26 protein-coding genes are annotated in these 25,319 nt (G+C 63.9%); 21 read left to right on the top strand and 5 right to left on the bottom strand.

The window, feature by feature from the left end; genetic code table 11:
• Positions 1-81 precede the first annotated feature (81 nt).
• Positions 82-1,002: a LysR family transcriptional regulator gene (locus tag JY96_RS18530; RefSeq protein WP_035039695.1), complete on the top strand. Its 921-nt coding sequence runs from the start codon at positions 82-84 to the stop codon at positions 1,000-1,002.
• A 37-nt stretch (positions 1,003-1,039) separates the two neighbouring features.
• On the opposite strand, the gene JY96_RS18525 is transcribed toward JY96_RS18530, so the two are convergent.
• Entirely contained in the window at positions 1,040-1,609 is a 570-nt protein-coding gene (locus tag JY96_RS18525) for a TetR/AcrR family transcriptional regulator (RefSeq protein ID WP_035039694.1), read from the bottom strand.
• 70 nt (positions 1,610-1,679) lie between these two features.
• Here JY96_RS18525 and JY96_RS18520 point away from each other — a divergent pair, with 70 nt between their 5' ends.
• The 3 genes from JY96_RS18520 to JY96_RS18510 all read left to right on the top strand — a co-directional run bounded on the left by JY96_RS18520 (position 1,680) and on the right by JY96_RS18510 (position 4,827).
• Positions 1,680-2,930, top strand: a complete 1,251-nt coding sequence (locus JY96_RS18520) for an MFS transporter (RefSeq protein ID WP_052162714.1) — start codon at positions 1,680-1,682, stop codon at positions 2,928-2,930.
• A 74-nt stretch (positions 2,931-3,004) separates the two neighbouring features.
• The gene (locus tag JY96_RS22510; protein ID WP_052162713.1) at positions 3,005-3,337 is read left to right on the top strand and encodes a putative quinol monooxygenase; all 333 of its coding nucleotides are present in this window, start codon (positions 3,005-3,007) and stop codon (positions 3,335-3,337) included.
• 788 nt (positions 3,338-4,125) lie between these two features.
• Positions 4,126-4,827, top strand: coding sequence for a TetR/AcrR family transcriptional regulator (locus JY96_RS18510; RefSeq protein WP_035039693.1), 702 nt, complete (start codon positions 4,126-4,128; stop codon positions 4,825-4,827).
• Here JY96_RS18510 and JY96_RS18505 read toward each other — a convergent pair.
• The gene (locus JY96_RS18505; protein WP_161784360.1) at positions 4,804-5,856 is read right to left on the bottom strand and encodes an amidohydrolase family protein; all 1,053 of its coding nucleotides are present in this window, start codon (positions 5,854-5,856) and stop codon (positions 4,804-4,806) included. The genes JY96_RS18510 and JY96_RS18505 overlap by 24 nt on opposite strands.
• 343 nt (positions 5,857-6,199) lie before the next feature.
• Here JY96_RS18505 and nifV point away from each other — a divergent pair, with 343 nt between their 5' ends.
• The 9 genes from nifV to JY96_RS18460 all read left to right on the top strand — a co-directional run bounded on the left by nifV (position 6,200) and on the right by JY96_RS18460 (position 13,118).
• Positions 6,200-7,336, top strand: a complete 1,137-nt coding sequence (gene nifV / locus JY96_RS18500) for a homocitrate synthase (RefSeq protein ID WP_035039691.1) — start codon at positions 6,200-6,202, stop codon at positions 7,334-7,336.
• Entirely contained in the window at positions 7,333-8,166 is an 834-nt protein-coding gene (cysE, locus tag JY96_RS18495; RefSeq protein WP_235333977.1) for a serine O-acetyltransferase, read from the top strand. Before nifV ends, cysE begins: the two co-directional genes overlap by 4 nt.
• 2 nt (positions 8,167-8,168) lie before the next feature.
• Entirely contained in the window at positions 8,169-8,558 is a 390-nt protein-coding gene (gene nifW, locus JY96_RS18490; protein ID WP_052162711.1) for a nitrogenase stabilizing/protective protein NifW, read from the top strand.
• A 42-nt stretch (positions 8,559-8,600) separates the two neighbouring features.
• Positions 8,601-9,449 (top strand): electron transfer flavoprotein subunit beta/FixA family protein, encoded by an 849-nt coding sequence (locus tag JY96_RS18485; RefSeq protein ID WP_035039689.1) that lies wholly within the window; start codon positions 8,601-8,603, stop codon positions 9,447-9,449.
• A gap of 66 nt (positions 9,450-9,515) precedes the next feature.
• Positions 9,516-10,625 carry an electron transfer flavoprotein subunit alpha/FixB family protein gene (locus JY96_RS18480; RefSeq protein WP_035039688.1) on the top strand — a complete coding sequence of 370 codons (1,110 nt, stop codon included), beginning with the start codon at positions 9,516-9,518 and terminating at the stop codon, positions 10,623-10,625.
• A gap of 32 nt (positions 10,626-10,657) precedes the next feature.
• A complete protein-coding gene (locus JY96_RS18475) occupies positions 10,658-11,965 on the top strand; it encodes an FAD-dependent oxidoreductase (protein WP_035039686.1) in 1,308 nt (435 codons plus the stop codon).
• Positions 11,966-12,000: 35 nt separating this feature from the next.
• Positions 12,001-12,300, top strand: a complete 300-nt coding sequence (locus JY96_RS18470) for a ferredoxin family protein (RefSeq protein ID WP_035039684.1) — start codon at positions 12,001-12,003, stop codon at positions 12,298-12,300.
• Between the two features lie 12 nt (positions 12,301-12,312).
• The gene (locus tag JY96_RS18465; protein WP_035039683.1) at positions 12,313-12,636 is read left to right on the top strand and encodes a ferredoxin; all 324 of its coding nucleotides are present in this window, start codon (positions 12,313-12,315) and stop codon (positions 12,634-12,636) included.
• The gene (locus JY96_RS18460) at positions 12,630-13,118 is read left to right on the top strand and encodes a hypothetical protein (protein ID WP_235333976.1); all 489 of its coding nucleotides are present in this window, start codon (positions 12,630-12,632) and stop codon (positions 13,116-13,118) included. The genes JY96_RS18465 and JY96_RS18460 overlap by 7 nt, the downstream gene beginning before the upstream one ends.
• 15 nt (positions 13,119-13,133) lie before the next feature.
• On the opposite strand, the gene JY96_RS18455 is transcribed toward JY96_RS18460, so the two are convergent.
• On the bottom strand, positions 13,134-14,831 hold the full coding sequence (locus tag JY96_RS18455) for an NAD(P)/FAD-dependent oxidoreductase (protein ID WP_081961670.1): 1,698 nt from the start codon (positions 14,829-14,831) through the stop codon (positions 13,134-13,136).
• Between the two features lie 302 nt (positions 14,832-15,133).
• Here JY96_RS18455 and JY96_RS23345 point away from each other — a divergent pair, with 302 nt between their 5' ends.
• The 4 genes from JY96_RS23345 (at position 15,134) to JY96_RS18435 (ending at position 17,311) form a co-directional block, all read left to right on the top strand.
• Positions 15,134-15,712: a putative adhesin gene (locus tag JY96_RS23345; RefSeq protein ID WP_152606572.1), complete on the top strand. Its 579-nt coding sequence runs from the start codon at positions 15,134-15,136 to the stop codon at positions 15,710-15,712.
• Positions 15,713-15,790: 78 nt separating this feature from the next.
• Positions 15,791-16,243: a GNAT family N-acetyltransferase gene (locus tag JY96_RS18445; protein ID WP_081961409.1), complete on the top strand. Its 453-nt coding sequence runs from the start codon at positions 15,791-15,793 to the stop codon at positions 16,241-16,243.
• 17 nt (positions 16,244-16,260) lie between these two features.
• Positions 16,261-16,566 (top strand): helix-hairpin-helix domain-containing protein, encoded by a 306-nt coding sequence (locus JY96_RS18440; RefSeq protein ID WP_035039679.1) that lies wholly within the window; start codon positions 16,261-16,263, stop codon positions 16,564-16,566.
• 136 nt (positions 16,567-16,702) lie between these two features.
• Complete coding sequence (locus JY96_RS18435) at positions 16,703-17,311, top strand: hypothetical protein (RefSeq protein WP_035039678.1); 609 nt, start codon at positions 16,703-16,705, stop codon at positions 17,309-17,311.
• 1 nt (position 17,312) lies between these two features.
• On the opposite strand, the gene JY96_RS18430 is transcribed toward JY96_RS18435, so the two are convergent.
• Positions 17,313-18,590, bottom strand: a complete 1,278-nt coding sequence (locus JY96_RS18430) for a HAMP domain-containing sensor histidine kinase (RefSeq protein ID WP_052162710.1) — start codon at positions 18,588-18,590, stop codon at positions 17,313-17,315.
• The gene (locus JY96_RS18425) at positions 18,587-19,240 is read right to left on the bottom strand and encodes a response regulator transcription factor (RefSeq protein ID WP_035039673.1); all 654 of its coding nucleotides are present in this window, start codon (positions 19,238-19,240) and stop codon (positions 18,587-18,589) included. Before JY96_RS18425 ends, JY96_RS18430 begins: the two co-directional genes overlap by 4 nt.
• 108 nt (positions 19,241-19,348) lie before the next feature.
• On the opposite strand from JY96_RS18425, the gene JY96_RS18420 reads away from it, so the two are divergent.
• Genes JY96_RS18420 through JY96_RS18405 form a run of 4 tightly spaced genes read left to right on the top strand, consistent with a single transcriptional unit; the run spans position 19,349 to position 25,281 of the window.
• A complete protein-coding gene (locus JY96_RS18420; protein ID WP_161784359.1) occupies positions 19,349-20,506 on the top strand; it encodes an efflux RND transporter periplasmic adaptor subunit in 1,158 nt (385 codons plus the stop codon).
• Positions 20,506-23,589, top strand: coding sequence for an efflux RND transporter permease subunit (locus JY96_RS18415; protein WP_035043586.1), 3,084 nt, complete (start codon positions 20,506-20,508; stop codon positions 23,587-23,589). Before JY96_RS18420 ends, JY96_RS18415 begins: the two co-directional genes overlap by 1 nt.
• On the top strand, positions 23,586-24,923 hold the full coding sequence (locus JY96_RS18410; protein WP_035039671.1) for a TolC family protein: 1,338 nt from the start codon (positions 23,586-23,588) through the stop codon (positions 24,921-24,923). Before JY96_RS18415 ends, JY96_RS18410 begins: the two co-directional genes overlap by 4 nt.
• On the top strand, positions 24,916-25,281 hold the full coding sequence (locus JY96_RS18405; RefSeq protein ID WP_035039665.1) for a hypothetical protein: 366 nt from the start codon (positions 24,916-24,918) through the stop codon (positions 25,279-25,281). The genes JY96_RS18410 and JY96_RS18405 overlap by 8 nt, the downstream gene beginning before the upstream one ends.
• The last annotated feature ends 38 nt before the right edge of the window (positions 25,282-25,319 follow it).

Raw genomic sequence — 25,319 nt, 5'->3', positions numbered from 1 at the left:
TTTTCTCCTGTGATTGAACTTGCAGGCTCAGCTTAAGTTGTTCAAAATCGCACCACAATTCCAAAAATATCGCCACCATCTGTGCAAAAAAAATCAGATAAAACCGCCCCCGACAAGCGGGGCCCGCAATGGGACGACATCCGCTACTTCCTGGAGCTGGCGCGCACGGGCAGCCTGTCTGGCGCCGCCCGCCGGCTTCAGGTGGAGCATTCGACCGTGGCACGGCGGGTGGAGTCGCTCGAACAAGCGCTGGGGCTTAAGCTGTTTGACCGGCTGCCCAAGGCCTGGTCACTCACAGCCGAAGGCGAAACACTGGTGGCGCAGGCCGGCCGGCTGGATGACGAGGCCCAAGCGTTTTCGCGCGTGGCATTGGGGGTGTCTTCACTGCAAGGCACGGTGCGGGTGTCGGCGCCCCCTGTGATGGCCGGGCACTTTCTGGTGCCGCGCTTGGCGGCCATGCACGACCGCTGGCAAAACATCCATCTGGAAATGATTGGCGAATCGCGCGAAGCGAATCTTGCGCGAGGTGAGGCTGACCTGGCCATCAGAATGTCGCGCCCCACAGCCCCCGGCCTGACCGCCCGCAGCATGGGCGACATGGGTTATGGCCTCTACGCCGCCCATGGCTACACCCAAAGACGGCCCAGTAATGCCTGGGAGTTTCTGGGCTATGACGATAGCCTGGAGCAGGTGCCCCAGCAGCGGTGGCTGAACCAGGTGGCGGGCGACCGCCGCTTCGTCTTCAGAAGCAACGACCTGACGGCCTTGTTCAACGCGGCCCGCGTGGGCCTGGGCATCGCCGTGTTGCCCCACTTCCTCGCCGCAGGGGATGACGCCTTGTCGCTCATCGCCCCGGTATGCCCCACGGTGCGGCAGATCTGGCTCGTCATGCACCCCGACGTCAAACGCTCGCCAAGGGTGCGGCTGATGGCAGACCTGCTAGTGGAAGTGATTGGTGAAGCCAAGGCCCTGTTGTCAGAGGGTGCGCCGCCGGGGCGCTGAATACCGAGGCAACACGCAACAGCCACTCACCTGATGCTCAGGTTGAGGGTGGCACTTGCAGCAGCGAGACCACCCCTTCGATCGCCTGCTCGTAAGGGGCCGTCGAATCAGCTGCACGCGCCAGTACATAGCCACCCTGTCGCACAGCCAGCACAGTGGCAGCCAATGCTTGTGAATCCAGGCCCGCCGGCAAACGACCAAGCCGCTGAGCCTCTTTCAGCAGCACAGCCAAACGCTCCGTAACCCACCGAAACGCCTCCTCCAAAGGCTTTCGCAACGCCGGGTCCGCCACCACCTCGGGGTCAGCAGTCAAACGCCCGATGCGGCACCCTTTGAGAACGTCACGTTCAAGCCTCAGATAGCCGATCACCAGATCCAGCGGATCACCAGGCCCCTCCAGCACCCTGCGGACATCCTCAATCAACTCGGAGGCCGAGCGCTCCTCCGCCGCCTGTGCCAAGGCCGCCTTGGTGCGGAAGTGGTGATACATGCTGCCCTGACCAACACCGGCCCGATCCTGAATGGCACGAGGGCTGGTGCCGACATAGCCGCGCTCCCAAAGCAGCGCCTGGGTGGTTTCGATCAGTTTGTCGATGGTGGTGCTCATTTCCGCATTGTACCTACTGGTAGGTTTTCATGCTACACTTTAGACCTACTAGTAGGTACAGAGGTGTCGCATGTCTTCCTTTTTGCGTTTTTCGGCTCTGCCCGCATTCCTGCCCAGCCAAAGCGAGCGTCACTACCGATGGACCGTGCTGGCCATCGGGGTTGCCGCTCAAGCGAGCTTCGCCGCCGCCTTCTCAGGGCTCCCCGTCACAGGCGTGCTGATGCGTAATGCCTATCAAATGACGACGACACAGCTTGGCCTGGTGTTGGGCTGCATGGCCCTCGGCGTCACCTTCTCAGAGGTGTTCTGGGGACTCGTGACCGACAAATACGGAGACCGGAAAGTCTTGCTGACCGGCTTGCTGTCGACCGGGCTGGCCTTGTTCGGGCTCGGGGTGTTTGAGGTGCCACAGGGCGTGCATGCACCAAGCTACCTGCATCTCTGCATGGGACTGGTGCTGGTAGGCCTCCTGGGCGGCAGCGTCAACTCGTCCTCTGGCCGGGCCATCATGGGTTGGTTCAATGATGGACAGCGCGGACTAGCCATGAGCATTCGCCAGACCGCCGTGCCCGCCGGGGGAGCGATTGGCGCCGCGCTGCTACCGATGCTGGCGCAACCCTGGGGCTTTCGAGCCGTGTTCTTCGCGCTGGCCGCACTCTGCGTCTTCAGTGCACTGCTCACCTGGCTCTGGCTTCACGAGCCCACTGCGTCTGCCCCATTTCGCTCGAACCACGGTGCCGCGTCCGTTGATCCCTCGCCGCTGTATCGCATGGACGTCTGGAGGCTTGCAATTGCCTGCGGCTTGCTGACTGCCCCGCAAATTTCCGTCCTCGCGTTTGGTGGCGTATTCCTGCAGGATATGAAGTCGGCCAGCCTCCCACTGATAGCAGGTGTGATCGTGATGGTTCAAGTGACCGGATCCATCGCTCGCATTGTCATCGGGCAACGCTCAGACCGGGGCGCAGATCGACGCGCGCTGCTGCGGAGCATCGGCCTGCTCGCCGCCAGCGCCACTGCTTGTACGGCCCTCTTTGCAAACGCAAACGCTTACTGCACAGCCATGCTGCTCTGCCTCAGCGGCCTGACCGCCAGCGCATGGCATGGCGTTGCGTACACCGAAATCGCGATCATGGCCGGCCCCATGAGAGCAGGCACGGCATTGGGCATCATGGGAATGACCATCTTTGCCTCGGCGTTTCTCACGCCAGTGCTCATCCCTTTCATCCTATCTAGCACCTCGTGGCCGATTACTTGGGGTGTCATCGCAGCGGCTGCGCTGCTGGCGGTGCCCATTGCGCCCAAGTCGCTCAGCCCACGCTGATACCGCCGCGCTATCACGAATGCGTATTCCAGCGCAATCACCAACTCATAAACTCACCACCAAAGGAGTCTCACGTGTTTGTCTTGTTTGTAGAACTCACCCCCAAGCCCGCCTACAAGGAGCAGCTGGAATCATTACTGAGATCCATGACAAAGGTGGCTGCACAAGAGGAAGGCATCCTTTTCTACTCTGTTCACCGGCCCAGCGAACGTCCTGACACCTTCCTGCTTTATGAATGCTACAAAGACGAGGCCGCTTGGGAGACGCACATGCAAGTCTCCGAAATTCAAGCCGCCATTGAACAGTTCGGCAACTTGCTAGAGAAGGCGCCAGGCATCACACGTTGCACGAGTATCTGCACCACACAGCTCCGACAAGAGCACAGCCCTAGCGCTTCCAAGAAATAGCGCCTCACTGTTTTCGATGTGCGGATGAGTCGCTAGTGATTGGTGGCGTTAAAGTTGCACCCGCAGTTCTGGATACGGATTCCCGCTGAGTGTGCTGGTTGGCAATACCCTTGGGCACCGCGCAGATCCATGGGAGTAACGTCGTCGCGCTTGAAGGCGACACGAATGTTCTGCTGGTTGTCGCAGGCGATCTCGACGCCATCGGAACACCACCTCCGACAGCTCTGATGAATAGCTTCCCTTGACCGCGCGTGTCGATGGGGTGCCCCGTGAGACGCCGCAGGAACAGGCGGTTTTCGCCCGTCACCTCGTAGACTCCCCAAGGTTGCTGACCGCAGCGAGTGACTCCGCTCAGCCTTCGGGACATCCTGTTGAAAACGAAACAGGGTCCGCACGGCCATTGCGGAAATGCATCGGTTTCGCGCGCAAGCCGGCCCGAAGGACAGGTTTCAGACGTCGAATCGGAGGCGGCGAGTGTCTCTGATGGGCGACTTGAGCCCATCGCGTGCTGCGGAAGCAGCCGTTCTCGGCGCAAGCCCGAACAGTTGAGGCGCTGACCTCAGTTGTACGTCGAATAGCTGACATCCGAAGCCCTGCCGGCCTCCTGGGCGAACGTCAGCTTGATAGCGCTTACCGGAAGTTCGTTTGCCGCCGGCGGATGGCAGCATTCGCAGCAACCCAGCTATTCGGATCCATCCGCAAAAGAACCCATCACGCTGAAACTGGCGTCAGCAATTCCAGCCTGAAAGTGAACCTCACCCTGGGCGAACAAACCTAGAATCCCCAGCATGTCAAACGGGCAGCCCCTCCGCCGAAAATCCTCCAAGCCGCCAACGGCAGAGCCAGCGCATACCTCGTTCAAGACCGAGTACGGGCAAGGTCGGCGCAAGCTGCTGGATGCCGTCGCTCGCCTGGTGGCCAGGGAGGGCAGCGCACGCTTGACGTTGCGCGAGCTGGCGAAAGAGGCCGGCATGAGCCACAACTCGATCTATCGGCATTTTCCGAGCGTGGCCGACATGATGCCCACGCTGATCGGGGACTTCACCCTTGAGCTTCGGGATGGCTTGCGCCGGGCCCGCGGCCAGGTGCCGCCCAATGCGCTGTCGTCGCGCACCGTGGTGGGCTGGCTGTTCGACTTTGCCTTGGCCAACAAGGACACCTTCGTCGTGGCCATGCGTGAACGGCATGGGCCCCATGGCCCGGCGAGATCAGCCATCGAGCAAGGGGCACATCAGATCGTGGCAGACATGCGCAGCGATCTGGGCCAGGCGGGTCGCCTGCCGCCTTTGCCAGCAGACAAACTGGATCTGGCACTGAGGCTCATCGTCCAGCAGACATTCGAGTTGTGCCTGGCGTACATCGAAACACCTGAACGCCGCGAAGCCCTGCTGGCCGAAGCCGAATTGATCTTCGCGTGGTGCCTGGCGGGTGCGGCGCTGGTTTCGGGCAACAAGACACCGTCAGCACTAGCCAAGACCAAGTCGCTTTGACAGGCGCGGCAGTTGTGCCAGCGCATTGCCCCGGTCAACCTGCTGGCGCTCGGAAGCCGAGAACGAGTCGTTCAATTCCGAATTGGGATCACCCGGCAGTTTGAGCGCGTAAACGATGCCCGCGTAAGGGTAGTCCGTGCCGAGCAGGATGTGGCTGACGTCTGTCACCTTGCGGACGGCCGCCATGGCTGGCGGTGCGGCTGACAGCGCCGTGTCGTAGAAGAGCCTTGAATACGAGCTGCTGCGCGGGTTCAGGTTCAAGGCCAGCAAGGCGCTGCGGTACGACACGAACGGGATGGTGCCGCCAGCATGCGCGGCCTGCCATCGAATGAAGGGGTACCTCAGGAAGATGCCCTTGTAGAGCATGTTGGTGATGGCCCGCGTCGTTTCAAAGGGGAAGTCCAGCACGAAATTGGGCATGGACAAGTCCGGGCGAACGGGCGGTGCAACCGGGTGGATGAACACATAGGCGCACAACTCGTTCAAGGTTCTCATCAGTGGGTCCAGCCTCGGGTCGCCCAGGTAGACCCCCTTGTAGCTGGAGTAAAGGCCGATGCCATCCAGACCCAGCGTGTTGATGGCCCTCACGGCTTCAGCGCAGGCTGCGGCCACTTCGCTGGGGTTGTCGGGGTCGCCCAGAGGCAGTGATGCAAAGCCGCCAAAGCGCCGGTACAGCGGCGAAGCAGGCGACACGTTGATCAGGCCATCGCGGATGTAGTCGTTGATCTGCCGGGCCATCTGCACACGCGCGTCGAGATCAGGCAGGAACGCAAAGCCAGGCTCCGACAGCGACACCACCTGGGTCTGGATGCCGAACTTGTTCATGAAGTTCACGGCGGCACCGGGCGACCAGGCGGGGATGGGGATGCCGCCATCGCCTGCGACGTTGTAGTCCGTCATCGCCTGTCTGTAGAAGTCAGGAATAAGGTGGGCGTGCACATCAATGCGCGATGGGGCTGTTGCGGCCTTGGCCATGAGTGGCGTCAGACCGCTGGCGGCCATGACGCCAAGACCGAGGGCGGACTTCACGAGCTGGCGTCGATCTGTCGAGTGGGGTTGTCTGTCAGTTGCCATGGTGGTGTCGCTCACAAGCGCCGATCAAGCGCCAATCAAGATGCGACCAAATGTACACATCCTGATCAAAAGTACCGCTAGGGCTTTCACCATGTCCCGTGGGGCCGACCATCCCGCCACTGTGTGGGAAATGGCGCAAACCCGACAGGCCATTTGCAGCCAGGCTCACAGTCCACACATCGGTAAAACATCAATCAAATCAACAGGTTGACAACACCAATGAGCCGCGCATGCGCTGGCACACCGCTTGCAGTCCAAGCAACAGACAAGTTGCCCACCCTCTGCTTGCGACACCACCATGCACAGCGCCACCATCAACGACACGACCCTGCGCGACGGCGAACAAACCGCTGGCGTGGCTTTCACCGTGGCGGAGAAATGCGCCATCGCCAAAGCCTTGTCAGATGCGGGTGTGCCGGAGCTGGAAGTCGGCATCCCCACCATGGGCCAGGCCGAGATCGAGACCATCAATTGCATCGCAGCGATGGGCTTGAACAGCCGGCTCATGGTGTGGGGCCGCATGTGCGAGGCAGACATCGCCGCGGCACTCGAATGCGACGTCGACATCGTCCACCTGTCCATTCCCGCCTCCGACATCCACCTGCAGCACAAGCTGCAACAAAGCCGCGAGTGGGCACTGGATCAGGTGCTGTACTACGTGAGCGCCGTGCATGAAGCGGGCCATGAGGTGTCCGTGGGTTTTGAAGACGCATCGCGTGCCGACCCGGTGTTCCTCGCGCAACTGGCCACGCAAGCACAACGCGCGGGTGCCCGCCGCATCCGCTTCGCCGACACCCTGGGTGTGCTGGACCCCTTCTCGACCTACGAAGCCGTTGCCCGCCTGCGTGAAGCCGTGGACATCGAGATCGAAATCCACGCGCACAACGACCTCGGGCTGGCCACCGCCAACACGCTGGCCGCCTTGCGCGCCGGCGCCACGCATGCCAACACCACCGTCAACGGCCTGGGTGAGCGCGCCGGCAACGCGGCGCTGGAAGAAGTGGTGATGAGCCTGCGCCACCTGCATGGGCTGGACTGCGGTGTGCGCACCACCGAGTTGGTCGCCATCTCGCAACTGGTGGCGCAAGCCTCGGGGCGCCCGGTGGCAGCCAACAAGAGCATCGTGGGCGAGGCCGTGTTCACGCACGAATCGGGCATCCATGTGGATGGCCTGCTCAAGAACCCCAGCAACTACGAAGGCTTCGACCCCGCCGAGCTGGGCCGCGAGCGCCGCACGGTGCTGGGCAAGCACTCGGGCTCGCGGGCCGTGCGCGTGGCGTATCAGGCGCTGGGCCTGCCGGTGATCGACCCGCAGGTGCCTTCCCTGCTGGAGCGCATCCGCATGCATGCCGTCAACACCAAGCGCGCGCCCACGCCCGATGACCTGCAACGCTTCTTCCTGGAAGCCATGAGCGCGCAAGGACAGGCATCATGAAGCGCGAAGACCCTGCCCTGCAAGCCATGGCCGCGATGCCTGCTTCTGCGGCCACCGCCGAGCCGATGCCATCGTGGTGGGCTTGCCTGCGCGAGGACGTGGCCTGCGTGCTGGCGCGTGACCCGGCCGCCCGCAGCCGCTTCGAGGTCTGGACCATCTACCCCGGTGTGCAGGCCGTGGCCCTGCACCGCATGGCCCATGCCTTGTGGACGCGTGGCTGGCGCTACCTGCCACGTTGGCTGTCCTTCATGGCGCGCGGCTTCACCAATGTCGACATCCACCCCGGTGCCCGCATTGGCCGGCGCTTCTTCATCGACCATGGTGCAGGCGTCGTGATCGGCGAGACCGCCGAGATCGGTGATGACGTGACGCTCTACCACGGCGTGACGCTGGGCGGCACCACCTGGCGCCCAGGCAAGCGCCACCCGACGCTCGGGCATGGTGTGGTCGTGGGTGCTGGGGCCAAGATCCTGGGCGCCATCACCGTGGGCGAACGCGCCCGCGTGGCGGCCAACTCCGTGGTCATCGACAACGTGCCCGCCGCTGCCACCGTGGTCGGCATCCCCGGCCGCGTGGTGGTGCGCCAGACGCCCGCCAGCACCGGCAAGGCCGGCCGCGACATCAATCTCGACCACCACCTCATCCCTGATCCAGTGGGCAAGGCCATTGGCTGCCTGCTGGATCGCATCAGCGAGCTGGAACACGAACTCAAGCTCATCAAGGGGCTTGCATCCAAGGATGCCGCTGTGGAGTCTGTTTGCCACACCTGCGATGACACCTGCTCGCAACCCACCTTCAGCCTGTCCCCCAGATCCACCACAGGAGCCTGATCATGACCGACACCTTTGCCGCGCAACTGCGTCAGCTCTCCGCAGCTGAAGACTTTCTGTCCTTCTTTGGCGTGCCCTATGACAAGGCCGTCGTGAACGTCAGCCGCCTGCACATCCTCAAGCGCTTCTACCAGTACATCCGCCAGGAGCCGCATCTGCCCGAGAACAACGAGCAGGCGCTCTACCAGTGCTATCGGGGCCTGTTGATCAAGGCCTATGAGGACTTCGTCAAGTCCACGCCCGCGCAAGAAAAGGTGTTCAAGGTTTTCCAGGATGCCGATGGCCACCAGCACGTGACGCTGCAGAACCTCAAGGCCACGCTGCCCTCACAAGGCGGCACGGTGCCTTCGTACACCGTGCCGGCCGTGCCCACTGCGTCACACGCTGCCTGACCCCTCGCCACCAAAACAAAACCCGCCTCGCAGGAGAGCACCATGCACATCGTCGTCTGCATCAAACAGGTCCCGGACTCGGCCCAGATCCGCGTGCACCCGGTCACCAACACCATCATGCGCCAGGGCGTGCCGGCGATCGTGAACCCGTATGACTTGTTCTCGCTGGAAGAAGCCCTGCGCCTGAAGGACAAGTTCGGCGGCAAGGTCACGGTGATCTGCATGGGCCCGCCGCAAGCTGAAGAGGCCCTGCGCAAGTGCGTATCCTTTGGCGCCGACGACGCCGTGCTGGTCACCGACCGCGCCTTTGCCGGTGCCGACACGCTGGCCACCTCCTACGCGCTGGCCGCCGCCATCCGCAAGCTCAACAGCGAGCAGAAGGTGGACATGGTCTTCACCGGCAAGCAAACCATCGACGGCGATACCGCCCAGGTGGGCCCGGGCATCGCCAAACGCATGGGCCTGCAGTTGCTGACCTATGTCTCCCGCATTGTCGAGACCGACCTGGAGGCCGGCACGATCACCGTGGAGCGCCGTGGCGAAGGGGGCGTGCAGATCCTCAAGACCGCCCTGCCCTGCCTGATCACGATGCTGGAGAACACCAACGAGATGCGTTTTGCCTCGCTGCCATCGATGATCCACGCCGCGGCCTACCAGGTTCGCAAATGGAACAAGGACGACGCCGGCATCGAAGACATCAGCAAGATCGGCCTCAAGGGTTCGCCCACGGTGGTGAGCCGCGTGTTCGGGCCCACCCCGCGCTCCGAGAAGGCCGAGATGATGAACGTCGAAAACTCCAGCCTGCGCGACATCTCGCTCAACCTGCTGCAGTCCATCTTCACCGTCCACCCCACGCTGGAGCAGGACCTGGTCGAGAAGTTCAGCGCCTGACTCCATGCGTGTCCCTCATTCAAGCCCCGTCCACCACGCTGTCATCACCTACCTCGGAGCCCCATCATGAGTGAAGCCAAACCCGCCAGTACGCCAGCACTGAGGCCCGCCGGACGCGGCCGCAACCTGGAACTGTCTGAAGAGCTCAAGGCCTACAAAGGCGTGTGGGTGTTCATCGAGCACGAGCGTGGCCATGCGCACAGCGTGTCCTGGGAGCTGCTGGGCGAAGGCCGCAAGCTGGCCGACCAGTTGGGCTCACCCTTGTGCGGCGTGGTGCTGGGCGGCCCCGATGAGAACCTGGACGAGTTCGCCAAGGAGGCCCACACCTTCGGCGCCGACCACGTCTACATCATGCGCGACACCGTGCTCAACGGCTACCGCAACGAGCCTTTCACCAAAGGCCTGACGGACCTGGTCAACAAGTACAAGCCCGAGATCGTGCTGCTGGGTGCCACCTCGCAAGGCCGCGATCTGGCCGGCTCCGTGGCCACCACCTTGCTCACCGGCCTCACGGCAGACTGCACCGAGCTGGCCATCGACCCCAACACCCGTGCGCTGGCGGCCACACGCCCCACCTTTGGCGGCTCGCTGCTGTGCACGATCATGACCCTGGCCTACCGCCCGCAAATGGCCACCGTGCGGCCGCGCGTGATGGCCATGCCCCGCGCCGAGGCCGATCGCACGGGCACCACCAGCGAAGACGCACTGGGCCTGATCGAAACCAACATCGTCACCAAGCTGCTGGACTTCATTGCCGACGCCAACTCCAACAAGATCAACCTGCCTTATGCCGACGTGATCGTCAGCGGTGGCAAGGGCTTGAAGAACCCCGACAACTTCAAGCTGGTGTTCGACCTGGCCCGCGTGCTGGGCGGCGAGGTCGGCGCCACGCGCCCCTGCGTGCAAGCCGGCTGGGTCGAAGCGGACCGCCAGGTGGGCCAGACCGGCAAGACGGTTCGCCCCAAGCTGTACATCGCCGCCGGCATTTCAGGTGCCATCCAGCACCGCGTGGGCATGGAGGCCTCGGACGTCATCGTGGCCATCAACACCGACCCGAACGCCCCGATCTTCGACTTCGCGCACTACGGCATCGTGGGCAACGCCATGCAGGTGCTGCCCGCCTTGACGCAAGCCTTCCAGGCGCACATCGACCAGCGCATCAAGAAGGTCGCTTGACCCCACCCCCATGACCGATCAGGAGCACTGACATGAGCAAGAAAGATTTTGATGTGATCGTCGTGGGCGCCGGCCCCTCTGGCAACGCGGCGGCCTACACCGCGGCCAAGGCGGGCCTGAAGGTGCTGCAGATCGAGCGTGGCGAGTACCCGGGCTCCAAGAACGTGCAAGGCGCCATCCTGTACGCCGATGCCCTGGAGCGCATCATCCCCGACTTCCGCGAAGACGCGCCGCTGGAGCGCCACATCATCGAGCAACGCATGTGGGTGCTGGACGACGCCAGCTTCGTGGGCAGCCACTTCCGCAGCGAGGACTACAACAAGCCGCCCTACAACCGTTACACCATCATCCGCGCGCAGTTCGACAAGTGGTTCAGCTCCAAGGTGCGCGAAGCAGGCGCCCTGCTGATCTGCGAGACCACGGTGCAAGAGCTGATCATGGACGGCAACAAGGTGGTGGGCGTGCGCTGCGACCGCGAGGCCGGCGATGTGTTCGCCGATGTGGTGATCCTGGCTGATGGTGTCAACAGCACACTGGCCCGCAAGGCCGGCTTCCATGGCGAGATCAAGGCCAACAACGTGGCCCTGGCCGTCAAGGAAATCCTCTTCATGCCCGAAGAGCTGATCCAGCAGCGCTTCAACATCAAGGATGAAGAAGGCGTGGTCATCGAGATGGTCGGCAAGATCACCGACGGCATGATGGGCACGGGCTTCCTCTACACCAACAAGGATTCGCTCACCATCGGCATCGGTTGCATGTTGTCGGACTTCAAGAAGAACGAGAACAAGACCTCGCCCTACACCCTGCTGGAGCAGCTCAAGCAACACCCCTCCGTGGCACCGCTGATTCAGGGCGGCGAGATGAAGGAGTACTGCGCCCACCTGATCCCCGAGGGCGGCTTCTTCGCCGTGCCCAAGGTGTATGGCAACGGTTGGATGATCGTGGGTGACTCGGGCGGCTTCGTGAACGCCGTGCACCGCGAGGGCTCCAACCTGGCCATGACCACGGGGCGTCTTGCTGCCGAGACCGTGATCAATGCCAAGGCCGCCGGCAAGGAATGCAATGAAGCCGCGCTCAAGGCCTACCAGAAGGCGCTGGACGAATCCTTCGTGATGAAGGACCTCAAGAAGTACCGCGACATGCCCAAGGTCTTCCACGACAACCCGCAGTTCTTCACCACCTACCCCGAGCTGCTCAACAAGGCGGCCCGCACCATGGTGACGGTGGACAACGTCGACAAGAAGACCAAGGAGCGCGAAATCTTCTCCAGCTTCAAGACGGCGCGCACCTTCAGCGGTCTGGTGGGCGACGCCTTCAAGCTGTGGCGCGCCTTCCGTTGATCAGCCCTTCCACACCTTGACTCAGGAGTGACACCATGATCCCCCTCAATGTGAACGTGGAAGAAAAGCTCTTCCAGAACCGCTACAAGGTCGACGCCGGCCGCCCCCACATCCAGATCAAGGATGCCGAGGTGTGCCGCAGCGAATGCAAGGACCGCTCGTGCACCTTCATCTGCCCGGCCTCCTGCTACAAGGCCGAAGGCAATGGCGCGGTGACCCTGATCACCGACGGCTGCCTGGAATGCGGCAGCTGCCGCATCATCTGCTCCGAACACAGCAATGTGGCGTGGGAGTACCCACGCGGCGGCCACGGCATCCTCTTCAAGTTTGGCTAAAAGGAAAACGCCATGTCTCGCCCCGAACGCAGTGTCTTCGTGTGCTCTCAACAACGCCCACCCGGGCACCCTCGGGGCTGCTGTGCTGCACAGGGCAGCCAGGCCGTGCTGCAGGCCTTCTGGAAGGAACTGCAGGTGCGCAACGCCTATGAACAAGTGGGCGTGACCTACTCCGGTTGCCTGGGCCCTTGTGATGGCGGTGTCAACGTGCTCGTCTTCCCCGACAGCGTGCTCTACAGCCGCGTCAAGCCGGAAGACGTGCCCGAGATCTTCGAGAAGCACCTGCTGGGTGGCGAAGTGGTGACCCGCCTGGCGGCCTCGGCGGGGGCATGGTGAACATCCTCACCGGCGAATCATCGACCGACCTGTTCGGCGGCGACGTGCCGCCGCAGGTCAAGTCCCTGGTCGAACAGGCACGCGTGGCAGAAACGCCTGAACGCGCGCTGGCCCTGCTGTGGACAGCCCAGGTCTGCGCGCCCAATTGCCCTTCGCTGTACTACCTGCTCTACAAGTTCCATGCGCGCCATGCGGACTTTGAACAAGCCGAACTGGCCGCGCTCAAGGGGCTGGAGGTGGCTGCCGAACAGGCCGGCCTGCCCGATGACTGGCGCATCGTCACGCCCGACATGGCGGACTTCATGACGCCAGGCCCTGCGCGCTTCTGGGCCTTCACGCTCAAGGCGCTGGCCTTCATCCGCCTGCGGCGCCAGGATCCCGAATCAGCACGGGCCTACCTGGCCAAGGTCCAGCAACTGGACCCGCAAGGTGGCACAGGCTCCGAGGTCATTGAGGCGCTGATCAAAGCCAGCGGCCAATGAGGCGCCCGCCGCGCCTCAAGCCTGAGCGGCGCGCTCGGCCTCATCCTGCTCGCCAAGCCCGGCATGGCGGGCGCCATTGGCCTGCGCCTGCATGACGCGCTTGAGCACGGGCCCCATCTGCCTGAAGCCTGCCACGGCCGTGGCCGTGAGCACGCCACCCATCATGGCGCCCACGATGCCGCATGACAGCACATCCTGCCCTGTCAGCCACAGGCCCTGGATGCGGGTGCGCGGGCTCAACCAGTCCTGCTGGAAGCGCTGCGGGTCATGGTCCAGCCCATACAGCTCGCCTCGCTGGTAGCCGCCAAACCAGTTGGTCGACAAGGGGGTGGACACCTCGAAGTAGTCGACCTTGCCCCGCAGTTGGGGCAACTTGTCGTACAGCACCTCCATCAGGCGCTCACCCCATTGGGCCTTCATGGCGTCATAGTCCTGCCCGCGCTTGCCCCAGATGGTGTCTTCCCACTTCTCGAACCAGGCGTAGTTGGTCGGCGCCACGATCTCGATGGTGGCCTTGCCGGGGTAGCGCCGCGCAAAGTCCGGGTCCTTGGCCGAGGGAAAGGAGATGTAGACCACGGGGAACGGCGCATCCGGGTCATCCATGAAGCGCTGGGTGATGCCGTCGAAATCACTGCCTGGATAGACCCAGAAATTGGTCTTGGGCAGGCCCAGCTCTTCGGCCGTCTGCTTGAGGCCAATGTAGACACCCAGGTGGGCTGCACTGGGCTTGACCTTGGGCAGCAACTGGTCATAACCCGCGCGCTGCACCGCGGCTGCGGGCAGCAAGTGCCCGAAGGTGTTGAACACGCCGGCACTGGAGACCACGCAGGCGCAATCGATGCGGGTGCCATCTTCCATCAGCACGCCATTGACCTGGCCTTGCTCGGACACGATCTGCTTGACTCGGGCATACGTGAACACCTCGCCACCAGCCGCGCGGATCTTGGGCAGGATGGCCTCGGCAATGCGCCAGCTGCCGCCCACCGGGTAGTAGCCCCCGTGCAGATAATGGCTGGCCACCAGCGCATGGATGATGAAAGACGACTGATTGGGCGACATGCCGTAGTCACCCCACTGGCCCGTGAGCACCGCCAACAGATCAGGGTTGCGCGTGAGCTCCGCCAGCACGGCGCCGGTGGTCATGCCGAAGCTGCGTGGTAGCAGCATGTTGAGCAGCGGCTGGGCCAGCTTGCGCTGCCAGGGCGTGAGCAGGCGCGCCATGGTGAACAGGGGCACGTATTTCTTGACCTCGGCCAGCCGGGCCATGTAGCGGTCGATGGCCTTGGCCTCTTGCGGGAAGCGGCGCACCAGCTCGTCGCGGTAGGCCTGCTTGCCTGCCAGCGCGTCAAACACCTTGTCGCCGATGAAGAAGCGGTCGTAAGCCTGGTCCATGGCGGCCCATTGCAGGCGGCCGCCGGTGAGGAAATCCATCAGCTTGCGCGGCATGGTGGGCGCACCCATGTCACCCACGTAATGCAGGCCCACATCCCACTCATAGCCTTCGCGCTCGTAGCTGTGGGTGTAGCCGCCGGCGGTGTAGTGCTGCTCCAGCACCGCCACCTTCCAGCCCAGCTCGGACAGGAAGGCCGCCGTGGTGAGCCCACCCATGCCGGAGCCGATGATGAGCGCGTCGTAAGGGCCATTGAGGCGCCAGTCACGGTAGCGCGTGCCGATGCGCGGGCAGTTGGCTTTGTCAGCTTTGGCGTGGCTCATGCGGGGCTCCATCATCGGCGTTGGCTGCGATGGGATGGATTTAAGCACACAATGTTGACATTGTGAACACCAATCTACAGCACCCAAAAATCCCCCCCTCGCAAACCCCTTCTCTTCTCAACGGCTCTACGACCTTTACCGGCCCGCTGGGCTACGCTTGCGAAAGACTTCTGCGATGTATTCAAGGAGGCCCTCACGAAGGTGAGAATAAGGGCCGGTCAACAAAACAATATTCACGCGCACAACATACGACCTTCTTCATGTAACTACCGCATCCTTAGAATTTTCAACAGGAGGCCCCAATGCCAAAAACCTTGTCATTGACCGAGACAGTTTTTCAAAATAATGTTGTCATCCTATCCGGGCACGGAGCATTTCCTGGAGATCCGAAAACCTTTATCAGAAAATTCATCACTATTCCAGCCCGATTCACTGTGACGGTTTGGACGTGGCACCGTGGAACCGGAGCAGACCCATCGTTGTGGCTTCTGGATGATTCAATTGGAAACCTGATAGATTCAGGCCATTTTCAGGAGGCGTATGCCAAGGTTAACCAGTACGGCGCATCTGGTGCCGAATTGAAATTGCCAATTACCTACGAAGCTGGCGAGAAGATTGCAAACCTGATGATTCTCCCTCCTCGCAGAAACAAAACGGGCAAGCCTGCAGAAGGGCACAAACTATTTACAGTGGACCGCGTTGGATCGCTGGAAGACTTTCTTGCCAACTTACAATATGAATTCCCTGGTGGCGCCAATGTTCATTGGTCGGCCTGTGCCGAGAACATTACCGCACGTGCAAGATTTGGCCAGGTCAATGAGGGAGAAGGGCCTCAAAATCTTCTCGAGCTTGCCAAGTTGTACTACGAGGCACAGGGCTGACGAGATTTACCGACTTTTTTGATGCGTAGACACCAAGATGACCCGTCAACCCAGTGCGAGGGTTCGGGACTTCAGGCGATGCCCCTCGTCGTCCGTGAGTTTGAAGAAACAGACCAGGCGGCCCTGCGTGATCTGTACGTCGCGTCTCGCGACGCCGCCTTCACCTGGGACCCTGTCGGTTCGCATCAGGCATCCGACTTTGACCAGCACACTGAGGGTGAACGCATCCTGGTGGCGATCAAAGGCACCCGCGTGGTTGGTTTTGCGTCGGTCTGGGAGCCAGACAGCTTCGTGCACAACCTCTTTGTTCACCCAAGCGCACTGCGTCAAGGTGCGGGCGAGGCACTGCTGGCCGCCTGTACGCCCTATTTCAGCAAGGCACCCACGCTCAAGTGTCTCCAGGCCAACGTCAATGCGCAGCGCTTTTACCAAGCACAGGGCTGGATGGTGCTGCGAGAGGACGTCGGGCCTGAGGGGCCTTATGTGCTGATGACAAAGGCCCTTACTATGCGGGACGCCGCCAGCATTTGATTGGACATGCGCCAGCGATGAACCCCAGCAAAGTCGTCCGCGAGCGGGTCACCCGTCTGACCGACCTGCCCAACATCGGCCCCGCCATGGCCGCCGATCTGCAGCGTCTGGGCATCACCCAACCCGCACAGCTTGTCGGCATGTGTCCGCATGAGCTGTACGAGCGCCTTTGCACGATCACGCGCACACGGCATGACCCTTGTGTGCTGGATGTGTTCATCTCCGCCACCCGCTTCATGGGGGGCGAGGCGCCTCAGCCCTGGTGGCACTTCACGGCCGAGCGCAAGCAGCAGTGGCCAGCGCCGGGCCGCACCAAGCCCTGAGGGCACACGCCACGGCGTGGACCGTGACAGTCACGCCATCCAATCAGGCGGGCCACCTTGGCTCGTGCGCCGCTATAGTTGCGCAACCAGCGCCACCGAACAGAAAAGCTAAAAGGGGCGTTCCACCCCGTCAACCATGCGCATTCACAAAACACTCTTCCTGGCGCCCCTGCTGGTGCTATTCGGTTGCTCATCCTCGATCAACGATCCCACGGTCTACAACCAGAACACCCGGGTGCCCCAATCGTTCAGGCCCATCAGCAACGTCCTGTTTGTCTACGACATCAGCCTGGAGGTGCCCAGGCTCCCGAAGGGCGGCATGCTGGAGTCAACCGACGACTACATCAACACCAAGTTCAAGACCGTGTTCTTGAAGCTCAACGGGTGGGCTGACAAGCAAGGCATCAAGATCGAGACCCGGATCCACAAGGGGCCAGGCCGGCTGATCGTGAACCCGACCGGGTTTTCGCACGTGATCGTGGAGAGGGTTCGCTCCGAGCACGCACAGACAAGCTTCGGCTACCCGCGGCTGTTCAACCGGAACTGGAGCGCGGAAGTCTTCGAGATCATCCCGAGTACGCCACCCAGCACGCGGACCCTGCACACCGAGGAGTACGCCTCGGACGGCATCGATTGCTTCACGGCACCGGCCATTCCCAACCGGGAGGCCTGCCAGGCGGCCTATTTGCGGCTGATCTCCAACCACCTGAAGCAGATCGACCCGGCTGTGGCCAGCATTGAATAGCTCAGCGCAAGCCCAGGGTGATCTCCACACCAAACCCCTGCTCGACGGGCACCAGCACCAGGTGCCCGCCATGCGCCCGGGCCACACGGTCGGCCAGCATCAGCCCCAGGCCCATGTCCTGCTCGTAATGCTGCGTGGCCAGCGCCGCGCCAATGCGTTTGCGCGCGGCCTCATCCACACCTGGGCCGTTGTCCACCAGCTGGATCACGGTCGCATGGGCATCACGACGGAAGGACACCTGTGCCTGCGTGGCGCCATAACGCACCGAGTTGTCCAGCAAGTTGAGCAAAGCGGCGGCGAGCAGGTCCGGGTCGGCCTGCACGTCGGCGTCACCGCTCACCTTGATGGCCAGGCCCGGCAGTGGCAAGTCCTGCACAAAGGCGGCCAGGGCGATGTGCCGAGGCTTGATTTCGCCGCCACTGCGAAACAGGGACAGCAGTGCGGTGACCACCCGGCTGAGCCGGTCTGCGGCCTCGCGCGCACGCTGGATGCGAGGCTGCACATCGGCCGGGCTTTCACGCTGCAGCATGGCCAGTTGCGCGCCCAGCCCCGCCAGCGGCGTGCGCAAGGCATGGGCCGCGTTGGCGCTGAAGGCCCGCTCGCTGGTGACGTTCTGCGCCAGCCGGTCACCCAGGTGCACGATGGCATCGCGCACGGGCCGCAGTTCTTCACGTGTGGCCATGGGTGGGGATGAGCCAGGCTCCAGCGGGTGGTAACGCGCCACCTGCTCGGACAGATCCGTCAAGGGCCTCAGCTCCCTGCCCGCCCGCCTGCGCAACCACACGGCACAGGCCAGGCCCACCAGCAAGGCCCCACAGGCCGTCACCAGCGCCGCCTCGAGCTGGGCTTTGCGCCGCTCGCCATGGGGCTGGGCCACATACAGCATGGTGCCCTGGTCATCAAAGGGGATGCCGTACACATGCCAGTCAGGTGAATCGGCCGACCAGCGCTCGCGGTGCACGGCCGCCAGGGGCTGCGTCGGTGCACTGTGCGAGCGCCACACCACACGCTGGTCATTCGACACCAGTTGCCAGACCATGCGCTCGTGATGCGGCGGCGCTGGCAAGGAGCCGCCCGAGCCGATCGGCAGGTGCTCGGCATTGGCCTTGAGCAGGCCATAGAGGATTTCGGCGGACTCCTGCAAGGTGCCGTCCAGCACATCATCCAGCTTGTGGTGCACCGCAAACCACACCACGCCAAACACGGCCAGGCTCCAGGCCAGCGAGACCTGGATCACCACGCGTGACAGGCCTTTGCGGATGGACGGGGCATCCGTCATGTCGTCACCCTGTAGCCCATGCCACGCACGGTTTCGATCACCTCGGCGCCCAGCTTGCGACGCAAGCGGGAGATGTGCACCTCCAGCGAGTTGCTGGCCAGCTCGCCGCCCAGCCCCAGCATCAGCGACTCCAGATCGTTCTTGGACACCACACGCCCCGCGCGTTGCAACAGGGCTTCAAGCACACGCCATTCGCGCTGCGTGATGTCAACGCGCCCACCATGCAGGTACACCGCCTTGGCCATCAGGTCGACCTCGACCTCGCCAATGTAGACACGCGCGTTCGTGGCCCCAGTGGTGCGGCGCTGCAAGGCACGTAGGCGGGCCACCAACTCCTCGGGAGCAAAGGGTTTGACCAGGTAGTCGTCCGCACCGGAATCCAGCCCCTTGATGCGGTCGTCCAGCAGGTCTCGGGCGGTCATCATCACAACGGGGGTGCGCGAGCCCTGGCGCCGCAGCGAGCGGATCCACTCCAGGCCGGAGCCATCGGGCAGTTGCCAATCCACCAGCAGCACGTCGTACGGCTCGCCCTGCAGGGCTTGCACGTCGAGCAGGCGCTTGCACCAGTCCACCACGTGGCCTTCCGTTCTCAGGAATTCGGCCAGGCCATCGCCCAGGATGGCATCGTCTTCAAGTAGCAGCAGTCGCATGGGTGTGTCCTCTGGTGCAAAGGTAGCACTGCTCGGGCAGCAAGGTCTTAAGGCTGCGTTCAGATTCGCTACCTAGAGTGCTCGGCAAACCCCATCACGTGGATGCCCATGCCGTCTGAATACTCGATCCCTCGTCTTTTGCTGCAAGCCCTGATGCTGGCAGGCATGACCTCTTACATGGCGCCTTCCGACGCGGCCCCCCAGGCCCTGGATGCCAGCCACCGTGTCACCCTCAAGCCGGCCCAGGTTCAAAGCCTGGGCATCCGCACCGCGCCGGTTGTGGCCGCCGGTGACGCCGGGCGTGTGGTGCTGCAAGGCCAGGTGATGCTGCCGCCCGCCTTGCTGCGCGTCATGAGCGTGCCGGTGGCGGCGCTGGTGGAGCAGGTGCATGCGTCCAAGGGGGATGCGGTCAAGCCGGGGCAGGCCCTGGTGTCGCTCAACGCACCGCAGATCGTGGAGTGGCAACGCGAGTACCAGCAGGCCCAGCTTCAATTGAAGCTGGCGCAGCAGACCGCACAGCGTGACGACACGCTGCTGGCCGAAGGCATCATCGCCGGCTCGCGCGCGCAGGCCAGCCAGGCCCAATTGCAGATCGCACAAGCCACCGTTCGCGAGCGTGGGCAACTGCTGCAGATGGCCGGCGTCAAGCCCAATGGCGGGCTGTCAGGCCGGCTGGCGCTGAGCGCGCCGGGGCGTGGCACGGTCATCGACATGCTGGTGCAGCCCGGCCAGCACGTGGATGCAGGAGCCGCCATCCTGAAATTCGCCAGTGAAGGCGCGCTGGCCATCGACCTGCAAGCCCCCGCCGATGTGGCGCGGCGCCTGCGCAAGGGTGATCTGGTGCGCGTCAGTGCTTGCGCCATGCCCGCCAAAATCGTGAGCATCAACACCGAGCTGGACCCAGGCAGCCAGACCCAGGCCGTGCGGGCGCAGTGGCCGCAGGCCAATGACTGCGCCCTGCCCCAACAGCGTGTGCAAGTCGAAGTGGCCTTGAGCCCTGACGCCAGCAACCAGGCTGCCAACTGGCTGGTACCGGCCACCGCCGTGCTGCGCCATGACGGCCAGGACATCATCTTCGTACAACGTGGCGCCGCCTACCAGGCTGTGGCCGTGCGGGTGGTGAGCCAGCAGGCCGCCAGCGGCAACCAGGTCGCCCAGACCCAGATCAGCCCGATCTCGCCCGCGCAGCTCAAGGCCGATGAGCAGGTGGTGACCCAAGGCACGGTGGCACTCAAGGGCGTGCTGCAAGGCCTGGGAGCCGAATGATGCTCAAGCGCCTGATTGAAGCCGCGCTGCTGCAGCGCCTGCTGGTGCTGGTCGCCGCCTGTGTGCTGGTGGGCCTGGGCCTCAACGCCGCACGCCAGTTGCCCATCGATGCCTTCCCGGATGTCTCGCCCACGCAGGTCAAGATCATCCTCAAGGCCCCGGGCATGACGCCCGAGGAAGTCGAATCCCGCATCGTGCAGCCGGTTGAGCAGGAGCTGCTGGGCATCCCCGGCCAGCGCAGCATGCGTTCGGTGTCCAAGTACGCGATTGCCGACATCACCATCGACTTCGAAGAAGGCACCGACATCTACTGGGCCCGCCAGCAGGTGGGCGAGCGTTACGCCAACGCGCAGGCCAACCTGCCCGCCAATGTGGGTGGTGGCCTGGCCCCGGTGACCACGCCGCTGGGCGAGATGTTCATGTTCACCATCGAGGGCCCCATGTCCCTGCAGGACAAGCGCACCTTGTTGGACTGGACCATCCGCCCGCAACTGCGCGGCATCCCCGGAGTGGCCGATGTGAACGCGCTGGGCGGCTCGGTGCGGGCCTTCGAGATCGTGCCTGATCCGGTCAAGCTGGCTGCGCGTGGCCTGTCGATCACGCAACTGCGTGAAGCGCTGGCCGCCAACAACCGCAACGATGGTGCAGGCCGACTGATCGCGGGCGAAGAAGCCCTGCTGGTGCGGGCTGAAGGCAGCATCCGCAACCTGCAAGACGTGGCTGCGACCGTGATTGGCCGTCATCAAGGCGCCACCTTGCGGGTGGGCGATGTGGCCGAGGTGCGCATCGGTGCCTTGACCCGCTATGGCGCCGTCACGCGCAATGGCCAGGGCGAAACCGTGGAAGGCCTGGTGCTGGGCCTGCGCGGTGCGGATGCCAACAAGGTCGTTACGCAAGTGCGCGCCAAGCTGGAAGACATCTCGCGCAGCCTGCCCAAGGGCGTGCACATCGAACCCTTCTATGACCGCGGCGCCCTGGTGGGCCAGGCGGTGCACACCGTCAGCAAGGCGCTGACCGAGGCCATCGTGCTGGTGCTGGTCCTGCTGCTGCTCTTTCTGGGTCAGTTGCGTGCGGCAGTGGTCGTGGCCATCGTGCTGCCCTTGTCTGCACTGACCACCTTCTGGCTGATGCGCCAGACGGGGCTGACGGCCAACCTGATGTCGCTCGGCGGCCTGGCGATTGCGATCGGCATGCTGGTGGACTCGGCTGTGGTGGTCGTTGAAAACATCGAGGCCAAGCTGGCCCACCCGGCTCACCCTGAGCACAGCGGTGGCCTGGGGCAGTTGATCCGCCTGATCCGCATGGGGGCGGAAGAAGTGGCCACGCCCGTGGCCTCCGGTGTACTGATCATCATGCTGGTCTTCCTGCCCCTGCTGACGCTGGAAGGCCTGGAAGGCAAGCTGTTCAAGCCCGTGGCCTTGACCATCCTGTACGCGATGGGCGCCTCGCTGCTGCTGTCGCTGACCGTGATCCCTGTGCTGGCCTCGCTGATGCTCAAGACCGGCGCCCATCAGGACCCCTGGCTGGTGCGCATGAGCAACAAGGGCTACACCCGCCTGCTGGACAGCGCCCTGCGCAAACCCGCGCCATGGCTGGCCGGCACGGCCTTGAGCCTGGTGGGCGCCGTGATCGGCTTCCTGATGGTGGGCAAGAGCTTCATGCCCACGATGGACGAAGGCGATGTGATCGTGTCGGTGGAGCAATCCCCCGCCATCAACCTGCCCACGGCCTTGCAACTCAATACACAGGTGCAAAAGGCCTTGATGTCAGTGCATGAGGTCAAGGGCATCGTGGCGCGCAGCGGCTCGGACGAGCTGGGCCTGGACCCGATGGGCCTGAACCAGACCGACACCTTCCTGGTGCTCAAGCCCAAGAGTGAATGGCAGGTGGCCAACAAGGACGCCTTGCTCGACAAGCTGCGCGAGCAGCTGCTGCAGCTGCCTGGCGTGGCCACCAGCTTCACCCAGCCCATCGAGATGCGCGTCAACGAGATGATCCTGGGCGTGCGCGGTGACGTGGCCGTGAAGGTCTTCGGGCCGGATCTGGCCATGCTGGGCAAGCTGACGGCACAGGTCGAAGGCATCCTCAAGAAGACGCAAGGCAGCGAGGACGTGCAGCTGATCCAGAACAGCGGCCTGCGTTACCTGCGCGTGGTGTTCGACCGTCAGGCCTTGGGCCTGCACGGCATGAGCGTGGAACAAGCCCAGGAAGACCTGCGCACGCTGCTCGAATCCCAAAGCCCGGGCTTCGTGCTGGAAGAAGGCCGCCGCGTGCCCATCATCGTGCGAGGCCCCAGTGCCTTGTCGCTCACGCCGGACCTGTTTGCCCAGCTGCAACTGCCCGTGAGCGATGGTGCGCCCGTGGCCCTGGCCCAACTGGCCACGCTGGAAGAAACCGAAGGCCCGGTCAAGATCGACCGCGAAAACGGCTCGCGCTTCGCAGCCATCACCACCAATGTGCGTGACCGCGACCTGGTCAGCTTCGTGACCGAGGCCCAGGCCACCGTGGCCAAGGAGGTCCAGCTGCCACCGGGCTACCGCATCACCTGGGGTGGCCAGTACGAGAACCAGCAGCGTGCCGCGCAACGCCTGGCCATCGTGGTGCCCATTGCCTTGGGCCTGATCTACCTGATCCTGTACACCACCTTTGGCAGCGCGCGGCAAGCCTCGCTGGTCTTCCTCAACATCCCGCTGGCCCTGATTGGCGGCGTGTTCGCTCTGGCTGCGGCACGCGAGTACCTGTCGGTGCCGGCATCTGTGGGCTTCATTGCACTGATGGGCATTGCCGTGCTCAACGGCCTGGTGCTGGTCAACCACTTCAATGAACTGCTGGCACAGGGCCACAGCGTGGCCGACGCCGTGCGCAACGGCGCCATCCGCCGCCTGCGCCCGGTGCTGATGACCGCCAGCATCACCGCCTTCGGCCTGCTGCCCCTGCTGTTCGCCACCGGCCCCGGCTCCGAGATCCAGCGCCCGCTGGCCATCGTGGTGATCGGCGGCCTGGTGTCCTCCACCGCTTTGACCCTCATCTTGTTGCCCATCCTGTTCAGGCGCTTTGGCGTCAGCGAGGCGGCACGCTCATGAGCCACATCACCATGCATCACATTCGCTCGTGCGCCCTGTCGGCGCGCATCAAGGCGCGCTTCAAGGCGCTGACCCAGGCGCTCACCCTGGCGCTGCTGGTCACGCCACCCGCCTTCGCCGTAGAAACACCTGCGGACGAACTGCCGCCCGAGGCCCTGGTGCGCCAGCACATCCTGGCCCGCCCGGAAGTGCGCGCCGCCACAGCGGCCCAACAGGCTGACCGGGCTGATGCCGAGCGCCTGAAGGCCGGGCCGCATGAATTCACCATGCGCCTGGCTGGCCAGCAACGCCGCACCAGCGACAAACTGGCCGATGGGCTGACAGACCGCCAGCGCTACAACGAGACCCAGCTCTCGCTGGAGCGCACGCTGCGCAGTACCGGCAAAGCCAGCCAGGATGCCGCCATTGGTGACGCCGCCATCAAGCTGGCGCAGATCCGCCGAGCAGACGCGATCCACGAATCATCACGCACCTTGCTGCGTGCCTGGGTGGATTGGCTGCGCGAACAGGCCACCGTCAAGCTGTGGCAAAGCCAGGTGGTGGACCAGACCGAGCTGACGCGGCAGGCCGAGCGCCGTGTCAAGGCCGGTGATGCGGCCCGCACCGAGCTGCGCCTGCAGGAAGCCGGCGCAGCCCAGGTGCAGGCCAGCCTCATCAGCGCGCAAGCCAGCGAGGCCACCGCACGCGCCCTGCTGGACACCCAGTTCCCGGGCCTGACCGCCTCGGCACCCACCGAACTCAGGGCGCCCAGCCAGGCTGACTTCCCGGCCGAACCCGGCACCACCATCACCCAGTGGCTGGAAGAACGCAGCCATGAATGGCGGATGGCTCAACTGCAGGCCGAGCTGGTGAGGGCCCGAGCCCAGCGCATCAATCTGGACAAGACGGCCGACCCGACGGTGGGTGTGTACGCCGCGTCCGAACGCGGTGGTGCGGAGCGCGTGCTGGGTGTGTCGCTGAGCCTGCCGTTTGCCGGCGAGGCACGCAGCGCAGCCGCCCGGCAAGCCCAGGCCATGAGCCTGGAAGCCGAGCAACAAGCCGAGTTTGTTCGGCAGAAAGTGCGTACCGAAGCCGCGACCGCCTGGCTGACGGCGCAATCCGCCCTGAGCGCCTGGCAAAGCCAGGACCAGGCACGCCAGCGCCACGAGCAGTTGCTCAAGACCATGGTGCGGGGCTGGCAACTGGGTGAATACAGCCAGGCCGACCTGCTGCTGGCCCGCCGCCAGTTCATGGATGCCGCCCTGGCTGAAATCCAGGCCCGTGCGCAGGCGCGCCATGCCGCCCTGCGCCTGAAGCTCGACCTGCATGACACCTGGGAGTTCGACGATGAGTGATCTGTCACGCTGGATACTGGCCTTGATCAGCACCCCAGTGCTGGCGGGCTGCTGCACCGCCATGACCGACCAGAGCGAGGGCTATGCACAAGGCTGGCGCCCCGCGCGCGTCGAGGCCGTCGTGGACGCGCAAGCAACCGTGCGCTTCGCCTATCGGGACTGCCGCCAGGCGGATCCGGCCAGCGACGCCTCAGGCCCCTATGTGCTGGCCAGCTATTCATTTGGCGGCAACCCCAATCTCCGGCACACCATGGTCGTGCGCATGCCGGCCGGTCAAGCGCCCGAACCAGGCCAGCACATTCAAATCAACATCGTGCGCTGCGAAATGGCGCGGCCCGCCGCACCGGCCACCTACTGAACGAGACAGCGCAGCGCACCGCTAAACTGGCCACCTCC

It is taken from the genome of Aquabacterium sp. NJ1 (assembly GCF_000768065.1).
In the GTDB taxonomy this organism is placed as follows: Bacteria; Pseudomonadota; Gammaproteobacteria; order Burkholderiales; family Burkholderiaceae_C; genus Aquabacterium.
The sequence above is the reverse complement of the archived record's forward strand: the minus strand, read 5'-3'. Positions and strand labels throughout refer to the sequence as shown.

Coding starts and splice junctions, on each gene's coding strand:
- JY96_RS18525 (WP_035039694.1), bottom strand. CDS start 1,609: ATGAGCACCACCATCGACAAACTGATCGAAACCACCCAGGCGCTGCTT.
- JY96_RS18520 (WP_052162714.1), top strand. CDS start 1,680: ATGTCTTCCTTTTTGCGTTTTTCGGCTCTGCCCGCATTCCTGCCCAGC.
- JY96_RS18510 (WP_035039693.1), top strand. CDS start 4,126: ATGTCAAACGGGCAGCCCCTCCGCCGAAAATCCTCCAAGCCGCCAACG.
- nifV (WP_035039691.1), top strand. CDS start 6,200: ATGCACAGCGCCACCATCAACGACACGACCCTGCGCGACGGCGAACAA.
- cysE (WP_235333977.1), top strand. CDS start 7,333: ATGAAGCGCGAAGACCCTGCCCTGCAAGCCATGGCCGCGATGCCTGCT.
- nifW (WP_052162711.1), top strand. CDS start 8,169: ATGACCGACACCTTTGCCGCGCAACTGCGTCAGCTCTCCGCAGCTGAA.
- JY96_RS18485 (WP_035039689.1), top strand. CDS start 8,601: ATGCACATCGTCGTCTGCATCAAACAGGTCCCGGACTCGGCCCAGATC.
- JY96_RS18480 (WP_035039688.1), top strand. CDS start 9,516: ATGAGTGAAGCCAAACCCGCCAGTACGCCAGCACTGAGGCCCGCCGGA.
- JY96_RS18475 (WP_035039686.1), top strand. CDS start 10,658: ATGAGCAAGAAAGATTTTGATGTGATCGTCGTGGGCGCCGGCCCCTCT.
- JY96_RS18470 (WP_035039684.1), top strand. CDS start 12,001: ATGATCCCCCTCAATGTGAACGTGGAAGAAAAGCTCTTCCAGAACCGC.
- JY96_RS18465 (WP_035039683.1), top strand. CDS start 12,313: ATGTCTCGCCCCGAACGCAGTGTCTTCGTGTGCTCTCAACAACGCCCA.
- JY96_RS18460 (WP_235333976.1), top strand. CDS start 12,630: ATGGTGAACATCCTCACCGGCGAATCATCGACCGACCTGTTCGGCGGC.
- JY96_RS18455 (WP_081961670.1), bottom strand. CDS start 14,831: ATGAGCCACGCCAAAGCTGACAAAGCCAACTGCCCGCGCATCGGCACG.
- JY96_RS23345 (WP_152606572.1), top strand. CDS start 15,134: ATGCCAAAAACCTTGTCATTGACCGAGACAGTTTTTCAAAATAATGTT.
- JY96_RS18445 (WP_081961409.1), top strand. CDS start 15,791: ATGCCCCTCGTCGTCCGTGAGTTTGAAGAAACAGACCAGGCGGCCCTG.
- JY96_RS18440 (WP_035039679.1), top strand. CDS start 16,261: ATGAACCCCAGCAAAGTCGTCCGCGAGCGGGTCACCCGTCTGACCGAC.
- JY96_RS18435 (WP_035039678.1), top strand. CDS start 16,703: ATGCGCATTCACAAAACACTCTTCCTGGCGCCCCTGCTGGTGCTATTC.
- JY96_RS18430 (WP_052162710.1), bottom strand. CDS start 18,590: ATGACGGATGCCCCGTCCATCCGCAAAGGCCTGTCACGCGTGGTGATC.
- JY96_RS18425 (WP_035039673.1), bottom strand. CDS start 19,240: ATGCGACTGCTGCTACTTGAAGACGATGCCATCCTGGGCGATGGCCTG.
- JY96_RS18420 (WP_161784359.1), top strand. CDS start 19,349: ATGCCGTCTGAATACTCGATCCCTCGTCTTTTGCTGCAAGCCCTGATG.
- JY96_RS18415 (WP_035043586.1), top strand. CDS start 20,506: ATGCTCAAGCGCCTGATTGAAGCCGCGCTGCTGCAGCGCCTGCTGGTG.
- JY96_RS18410 (WP_035039671.1), top strand. CDS start 23,586: ATGAGCCACATCACCATGCATCACATTCGCTCGTGCGCCCTGTCGGCG.
- JY96_RS18405 (WP_035039665.1), top strand. CDS start 24,916: ATGAGTGATCTGTCACGCTGGATACTGGCCTTGATCAGCACCCCAGTG.